This is a genomic window from Halanaerobium sp. DL-01, assembly GCF_003338615.1.
In the GTDB taxonomy this organism is placed as follows: Bacteria; Bacillota; Halanaerobiia; order Halanaerobiales; family Halanaerobiaceae; genus QPJE01.
In genome coordinates this window covers 1-8,263 of sequence record NZ_QPJN01000052.1, presented here as the reverse complement: position 1 = coordinate 8,263, position 8,263 = coordinate 1, and the positions used below count along the sequence as shown (strand labels likewise).

8 protein-coding genes are annotated in these 8,263 nt (G+C 32.3%); all 8 read right to left on the bottom strand.

The features are described from left to right. Positions 1-217: 217 nt before the first annotated feature. The 8 genes from DER71_RS11370 to DER71_RS11335 all read right to left on the bottom strand — a co-directional run bounded on the left by DER71_RS11370 (position 218) and on the right by DER71_RS11335 (position 8,139). Positions 218-616, bottom strand: coding sequence for a secondary thiamine-phosphate synthase enzyme YjbQ (locus tag DER71_RS11370; RefSeq protein ID WP_114458974.1), 399 nt, complete (start codon positions 614-616; stop codon positions 218-220). An 80-nt stretch (positions 617-696) separates the two neighbouring features. After that, on the bottom strand, positions 697-2,178 hold the full coding sequence (gene lysS / locus DER71_RS11365; protein WP_114458975.1) for a lysine--tRNA ligase: 1,482 nt from the start codon (positions 2,176-2,178) through the stop codon (positions 697-699). A 43-nt stretch (positions 2,179-2,221) separates the two neighbouring features. Next, the gene (greA, locus tag DER71_RS11360; RefSeq protein WP_114458976.1) at positions 2,222-2,704 is read right to left on the bottom strand and encodes a transcription elongation factor GreA; all 483 of its coding nucleotides are present in this window, start codon (positions 2,702-2,704) and stop codon (positions 2,222-2,224) included. Between the two features lie 252 nt (positions 2,705-2,956). Beyond that, positions 2,957-3,940, bottom strand: a complete 984-nt coding sequence (dusB, locus tag DER71_RS11355; RefSeq protein ID WP_114458977.1) for a tRNA dihydrouridine synthase DusB — start codon at positions 3,938-3,940, stop codon at positions 2,957-2,959. A 10-nt stretch (positions 3,941-3,950) separates the two neighbouring features. Then, positions 3,951-4,718 carry a type III pantothenate kinase gene (locus tag DER71_RS11350; protein WP_114458978.1) on the bottom strand — a complete coding sequence of 256 codons (768 nt, stop codon included), beginning with the start codon at positions 4,716-4,718 and terminating at the stop codon, positions 3,951-3,953. A gap of 50 nt (positions 4,719-4,768) precedes the next feature. Next, positions 4,769-5,725, bottom strand: coding sequence for a nitronate monooxygenase family protein (locus DER71_RS11345; protein ID WP_114458979.1), 957 nt, complete (start codon positions 5,723-5,725; stop codon positions 4,769-4,771). Between the two features lie 523 nt (positions 5,726-6,248). Further along, a complete protein-coding gene (locus DER71_RS11340) occupies positions 6,249-7,223 on the bottom strand; it encodes a BMP family protein (RefSeq protein WP_114458980.1) in 975 nt (324 codons plus the stop codon). A gap of 73 nt (positions 7,224-7,296) precedes the next feature. After that, entirely contained in the window at positions 7,297-8,139 is an 843-nt protein-coding gene (locus tag DER71_RS11335; RefSeq protein WP_158531819.1) for a biotin--[acetyl-CoA-carboxylase] ligase, read from the bottom strand. Between the last annotated feature and the right edge of the window lie 124 nt (positions 8,140-8,263).

Here is an 8,263-nt window from a genome sequence, read left to right as displayed (position 1 = left end):
TAACTAGAAATTTTAAAAAATCTCAGAACAAATAATTTAAATTTCCTGACAGCATTTAGTATACTAACATTATATTAACGTGCTGTCAAGAAAAATAAAAATAAGATTTTCCTCATTTTTTAAATTATACTGCAAAAAGAGATATAGGCATATTGAAATTTTCAGTGTACAAATCTTAACAAAGGGAAGAAATAAACAGGATCAAAATAATGTGATTTTATCCTTCTAAAATTTTGATATAAAATTTTCTTGTCCTTGGGCCATCAAATTCACAAAAATATATACCCTGCCATGTACCCAATACTAAGTTATTGTTTTCAATAATAACTATCTCTTCATTACCCAACAAACTTGCTTTAATATGAGCTGCCGAATTACCTTCAATATGGTTATAATTATCTTCAAATGGAACTATTTTATTTATTTCTTTTACAATATCTTTCTGTACATCTATGTCAGCATTTTCATTAATAGTAACTGCAGCTGTGGTATGAGGTATAAAAATTAAAACAGTTCCTTTTTCAACTTTACTTTCTCTAACAACATTTTTAATCTTTTCACTTATATCTACAAAATCGACTTTCCTATCTGTCTTTAATATCAATTTTTTCAGCAAAATAATATTACACCTCACTTAAAATTAAGTCTGTTGTCAAAAAATAGGCCGCAAATTGCAGCCTATTTAACTGTCTTTTCTTATCCTTTGCTTTCAGGTCTCATAGTAGGAAATAATATCACATCTCTTATAGTACTGGAATCAGTAAATAGCATTATCAGCCTATCAATTCCAATACCCAGTCCGCCAGTTGGCGGCATACCATACTCTAAAGCTCTTATAAAATCATAATCCATCATCTGAGCTTCCTCATCTCCAGCTTCTCTCATTTCAACCTGTGCTTCAAATCTTCTTTTCTGTTCTTCCGGATCATTTAATTCACTAAATGCATTTGCTATTTCTCTTCCATAAATAAATGCTTCAAACCTATATGTGAATCTAGGATCATCTGCATGTTTTTTAGCAAGTGGAGAAACTTCAATGGGATAATCCTTAATAAATGTAGGTTGAATAAGATTATCTTCTACCTTTTCTTCAAAAACAGCATTTAAAACTTCCCCATAAGACAATCCTGGTTCTATTTCAACCTCAATCTCCTCCGCCTTTTTATATGCTTCTTCAGCAGAATCGAATTCCGAAAAATCTATACCTGCATATTCTTTAACAGCTTCAACCATTGTAATTCTTCTCCACGGGGGAGTAAAATCAATTTCTGTTCCCTCATATTTTACAATACTTCTGCCGAGAACTTTATCAACAAGATAATGGACGAGATTTTCTGTCAATTCCATCATATCAAGATAATCTGCCTGAGCCTGATAAAGCTCCAGAGTTGTAAATTCAGGATTGTGTTTATATGACATACCTTCATTTCTAAAACATCTATTAATTTCAAATACTTTTTCAAACCCACCTACAATTAGTTTTTTAAGATATAGTTCGGGAGCTATTCTCAAATATAGATCCATATCAAGAGTATTGTGATGAGTTACAAAAGGTCTTGCAGTAGCTCCGCCAGCAATTGGATGCATCATTGGAGTTTCTACTTCTAGAAAACCTTTTTCTTCTAAAAAGTTTCTCATTTCCCTGATAATCTTACTTCTTATTATAAATGTCTCTTTTACTTCTGGATTAACAATCAAATCCAGATATCTCTGTCTGTATCTTAAATCTTTATCTTTAAGCCCATGAAATTTTTCTGGCAAAGGTCGCAGTGATTTAGTAAGCAGCTCAAAAGACGTAATCTTTACAGAAACTTCACCACGTCTAGTTTTGAATACCGTTCCTGTAACTCCAATCAAATCTCCTAAATCTAAGTCTTGAAAAAACTCATATCTGTCTTTTCCTACAATATTTTCTTTAATATAAAGCTGAATTTTACCGCTCATATCCATTAAATCAGCAAAACTGGCTTTACCATGAGTCCTAACAGCCATCAAACGTCCGGTGAGTTTTACCTCTTTCTCTTCAAGTTCTTCAAAATTATTTTTCACTTCTTCTGCTTTATGGGTGTATTCATATTTTTCGGCAAAAGCTTTCTCTTTTTTTTCTCTAAGATTAGATAATTTTTCCCGGCGCTGCTGCATTAATTCATTCATATCTTCAAAATTAGTTTCACTCATACTAAGTTACACATCCCTTTATATCTTTATTTATTTAGCCTAATTATTTTTTGCTTTTTTCAATAGAAATAATTTTATATTTTACCTCACCAGAAGGAGTCTCAACTGTTACTTCATCTCCAATTTTATGTCCAATTATAGATTTTCCAATCGGTGATTCATTAGAAATTTTATAATTAAGTGGATCTGATTCAGCTGATCCAACAAGAGTATAACGAACCCTTTCTTCTGTAGCCAAATCTTCCAATGTAACAGTAGTTCCAAGATTAACTTTTTTATCAGTAACTTCTTCATTTTTAACTACATGAGCATTTCTAATCATATTTTTTATTTCTTTAATTCTTCCTTCTACAAAAGCCTGCTCATTTTTTGCATCATCATATTCAGAGTTTTCACTAATATCTCCAAATTCTCTGGCAACTTTAATTCTTTTTGCTACTTCTCTTCTTTTTATTTTTTCGAGATATTCAAGCTCTTTCTCCAACTTTTCATAACCTTCTTCTGTAAGTAAAACTTCTTCAACCATATCTATATCCCTCTGCTTTCTTTATAATTTTCTCTGTACAACAAATTAGTGTCAAGTTTCCCACTTGACACTATTAATACATTTTCAATTATTAATAATTATAAATAAATATATTTTCAATGTCAAGACATCTGCATATAAATTTTGGTTAATTTTGCAAATATCAGTTCTTTTGACCTCTTTTTGGGGAGGTTAAGCTGACCTGATGCCAACCTTTTGAAATAAAATAAAAAGAAGCAGTTTTAACTGCCTCTAAAAATATATATCTTCTTTAAATTCTTTTTTATAAGAATTTAAAAGAGAAATTAATTTCTCTTTTTCTTTAATCTGATTGACCCTATTTTTCATTTCAGATGCATTGGGAAGACCTTTCAAATACCAGGATATATGTTTGCGCATTATAGGAATACCATATTTTTCTCCATAATATTCTACAGATTTTTTTAGATGGTCAACTGCCATCTCTATTATTTCAACTGGTTTTGGCCGTTCTATTTTTTTATTTTTATATAAATAGCTAATAATTTCTCGGAAAATCCAGGGATTTCCCTGAGCAGCTCTACCTATCATAACGGCCTGACAGGAAGTTTGTTTTATCATTTTTTCTGCATCTTCTCCAGAAAAAATATCCCCATTACCAATTACAGGTATATCAATATTTTCAGAGACTGATTTTATTATTGACCAGTCTGCCCTACCTTTATAAAACTGTTCTCGCGTTCTTCCATGAACTGCTACCGCAGATGCACCGGCTGATTCTGCTATCTCAGCGATCTCTACAGCATTTATGTTTTCTTTATTCCATCCAGTTCTTATTTTTACTGTTATAGGAAGCTCTGTATTTTTAACAGTACTGCTGATAATCTCATAAACACGTTCAGGATTTTTCATAAGAGCTGATCCAGCACCTGTTTTTACAATTTTTCGCGCCGGACAACCAATATTTATATCTATTAAATCAGGCTGATATTTTTCTTCAATTTTTTGTGCTGCTTCTGCAATTATATCAGCTTCTTCCCCAAAGATCTGTACCCCTATTTTTCCATTCTTTCGATTAAACCGCAGTAATTCTTTAGTTTTTTCATTACCATATATATACCCCTTAGCACTTACCATTTCAGTATAAACAAGCTGGCAGCCCATATCTCGCACTATTTGACGATAGGGATAATCACTTACTCCTGCCATAGGTGCTAAAAAAACCAATTTATCTATATTTAAATTACGAAATAACATTAATTAAAAATCACATCCCATTTAAACGAGCGATATAATTCAATCCTTTTAAAGTTAAGAAAGGTTCTACATAATCAATTTTATCAGTTTCTGCTACAATTAAACTTACCAGACCACCAGTTGCAATTACAGTAGAATTTTTCCCTAATTCCTTTTTAAATCGGTCAACAAGATATTCTACCTGACCTACAAAGCCAAAAACAATACCGGATTTCATCCCATCTACAGTATTTTTTGCTATTGCTCGCTCAGGTTTTATTAATTCAATTCTAGGCAGCTTTGCTGACTGATTAAACAGTGCTTCCGAAGAAATTCCTATACCTGGAGCTATTGCCCCCCCAATATAATCACCTTCTTTAGATACCGCACAAAAAGTTGTAGCTGTTCCAAAATCTACTATTATCAGTGGTCCTTTATAAATTTGTGAAGCTGCAACCGCATTAACTATCCGATCAGCTCCAACTTCCTTAGGATTATCCATCTTTATATTCATACCTGTTTTTACTCCAGGACCAACTACAAGTGGATTTAGATCAAAATATCTATATGTAGTTTTCTTTAAAATCCTCAAAATAGGGGGAACAACACTGGATACTATAACACCATCTATATCTTCTGTTTCTATATTTTCTGAATCAAAAAGATTTTTTAGCAGCATTGCATATTCATCTGGTGTCTTGTTTTTATCAGTTGATATTCTCCAGTGTGTCCTAAGTTTATCACCATCATAAAGTCCCAGCACTGTGTTGGTATTTCCAATATCTAAGGTTAAAATCATTTTGCACACCTCATATTAAATTTTTGCTGAAAAACTGCAGCACTATAATTTTAACACAGTTCAAGCTGGTTTGAAAAGTATTCTTTTATTCTTGTAAAAATTTCTTTTACAGACAGAATTTCATCTATTTTTCCTATTCCCTCTCCTGTGAAAAATATTCCCTTTTCTAAATCGCCACCTTTTGCAGCAAGCAGAGCATCTTTTATACAGAAATTTTCCAGACAGTGTTTTAAACACTTATCACATCGTACCGGTGGATCAGGATTGCCTGCTTTTACCCTTTCAGCAAATTCTGTTTTTATTGCATTTGCTTTTAATCCAACAGAACTCATTATTTTGATAACATCTGAAGATTTTGCTTTTACACATAATTCTTTAAAAACATCAGATATTGCAGCTTCTCTGCTTGCTAAAAATCTAGTTCCCATCTGTACTCCATCAACACCTATTTTTAATATATCTTTTATATCTTCTGGAGTAACAATATCTCCTGCCGCTATAACAGGAATGTTTATATTTTCTTTTATCTCAACTATTATATCTTTTACATCCTTATCAGATCCAAGATGGCCACCCGCATTTCCACCTTCAACAACAACTGCCGCCGCCCCTAATTTTTCTGAAATTCTGGCAAGCTTAAGTGATGATACAATAGGTATCACCGGGGTGTCTGTTTTTTTCCCTATAGTAAACATATCACGCGAAAATCCTGCTCCTGAAATAATTAAATCAATACCTGATTCAACAGATATATTAAGCAGCTTTTTAAATCCCCGGGCAGCATACATTATATTAACTCCAATGATCCCATCAGATAATTTCCTGGCTTTAATAATCTCTTCTCTCAATTCAGAAGGTTTTAAGGCTGTACCAGCTATAACTCCAATACCACCTTCATTAGCTACAGCTGCAGCCAGCTCTGCCATAGATATTTTTACTGCCATACCACCCTGAATAATTGGAAAGGCTGCTTTTAATTTTCCTATTTTAAGTTCTGGTAATTTCAAGTTTTGAGCCTCCTCAGTCAGCGCAAGTTCACGAAGATCTCTTCTTCTAAGAAATGATAGTCCATCATCTCCACAGGTTTAAAATCCTGTTAGTCCAGCAGAATATCCCCTAACTTGCCCTTTTTATTTTTAATTCTTTATTTAATATATTTTTACTAAAATTTATATCTCTATCATTTACTTGTATTCTGCTTTATATTCTAGTGGTTCAATAAATTAACACCAATTAACATCAAATTCAGTTTTTTTCAATTACTTAACCCTTTTTCTTTTCTTGCTAAACTTCTCTGCAGACTTAATATTTTCTTTGCATAATTTATTTAAGAATCTGGAATCAGCTAATTTTTCTCTATCTGACCTAATGGCAAATTCTTTTAATCATATGAATTTCTTTTTTATCATACCATATAGTTAGTAATATTTAAATGGTTATTTTGACTTTTGGTCATTTTATTACAAAAAAAAGGCTGCTTTTTACAGCAGCCGTCTAAAGCCTGATTTAATTTATATATATTTAAAAATTTTAGAGGTTTTTTGGAGTTTCCGGCACAGAAATTTTTCCGTTAATTATCTGATTTTTATACATATCTACCTTATCTAAAGTTTCCTGGGAAAGCATTTTTTTAGCCTGAGGCATATATAATCCTACACCATCTGATTGAAGATTATATATCCTCACTCCTGTAGAAAAGTTACCATTATATAGGGCCTTAACCTCTTCCAAAACTGCTACATCAATCCTTTTAACCATACTTGTTAAAACATTGTTTGGAGCCAGATGATACTGGGGTGAATCGACGCCTATAGCATACAGATCTTTCTCCTCCGCAGCTTTAATAACACCAATTCCACATGCACCTGAAGCATGATATATAACATCTGCTCCCTGATTAAATTGTGTCAGTGATAATTCTTTTCCAGCGCCCGGGTCATCAAAAACACCTGTATAACCAATTAAAATCTTCATATCGGGTTTAACAGTCTTTACCCCGGCACGAAATCCAGCTTCGAATTTTTTTATTAAAGTTGTCTCCATTCCGCCGATAAAACCAACAGTGCCTGTTTTAGATTCCATAGCTGCAGCAACTCCTGCTAAAAATGAACCTTCATTTTCTGCAAAAGTTACTGAAACAACATTTGGCTGTTTGACAACAGAATCAATTAAACCAAATTTAGTATCAGGATACATTTGTGATACTTCTTCTAAAGCATCAGTCATTAAAAATCCAACAGCCCACACCATATCATATCCCTGTTCAGCTAAACTGCTTAAATTTGGAACATAATCTGTCATAGTGTTAGATTCAATAACAGAAATTTTGATTCCTAATTCTTCTTCAGCCTGTTTTAATCCTCTGTAGGCTGCATCATTAAAAGACTGATCTCCAAGTCCTCCAACATCTGTAACCATACCTGCTTTGAAATCCTGTGCAAAAGCTGTATTAGCCAGCAAGAAAATCAGAGCAACTATCAATAGCAAACTTAATTTTTTCAACATGTTCCCCCCTTTTTACATTATTGTATCTGTTTTCAAATATATAATTCTATATAGCATTTGTTTTTCCTGCTTTTCATCTGCTTTTATAACTTGTGAAATTAAGAGATGTTCCTGCAGTAGGGAAAATTTTAATCTGTCCATTTTCTAATTTGCAGTAAAGTTCACCATTATCCAATATATCCAGCACCCAAACTTTAAAAACTTTAGATTCATATTTTAATTCAAGCTGTTTACCAATTATTTTCAGCTCTTTTTTCCAGCTGTCTATTATTTTTTTTCTGCTGCCCGATATATACTGATCCAAAAATTCTGCAAAATTTAAATAAAGCTCACAAAAAACTTCATTTTTGTCAAAAAATGTCCCTTTCAACTTATACATAGATGTTGCTGTTTTAGAAATGTTTTCCGCAAAATAATTTTGATTAATATTTAAACCAATTCCCATTATTATTGAAGGTACAGCTTTTTTATCAGTGATAACCATTTCTGTCAGAATTCCAGATATTTTTTTCCCGTTCACTAAAACATCATTTGGCCATTTTATTTGAGAATCTATATTATATTTTTTTAGTGTCTTTTGTACAGTTAATGCTCCAATTACGGTAATTTGTGGTATTTTTTCTCTAGGCATATCCAGGTCAAACAAAAAGCTGGCCCAGAGGCCCTTTTGGTTATATGATACCCAGTTGTTTCCTCTTCTTCCCCTGCCTTTTTTTTGTTTTTCTGCCAGAATAATTTTTATCTCACTGCTTTTATTTATTTTTTTCTGCAGATATTCTTTTGCTTTATTATTTGTAGAATCAAGTTTATCATATATAAATATATTTTTATCTTTTATATATTTATTTTTTCTTTTATTATTTAAGTATTCAATAATTTTTCTTTTTGATAAAAGATTTCTGCTTTCTTTTTTCAAAATTTGACCCTCCTCGGGGCAAGTCCACGAGGATTCCTGCTTCTTAGAAGTGGTAACCCACCATCTCCACAGGCTTAAAATCCTGTTAGCCCAACAGTATATCCTCTAACTTGCCTTTTGTATT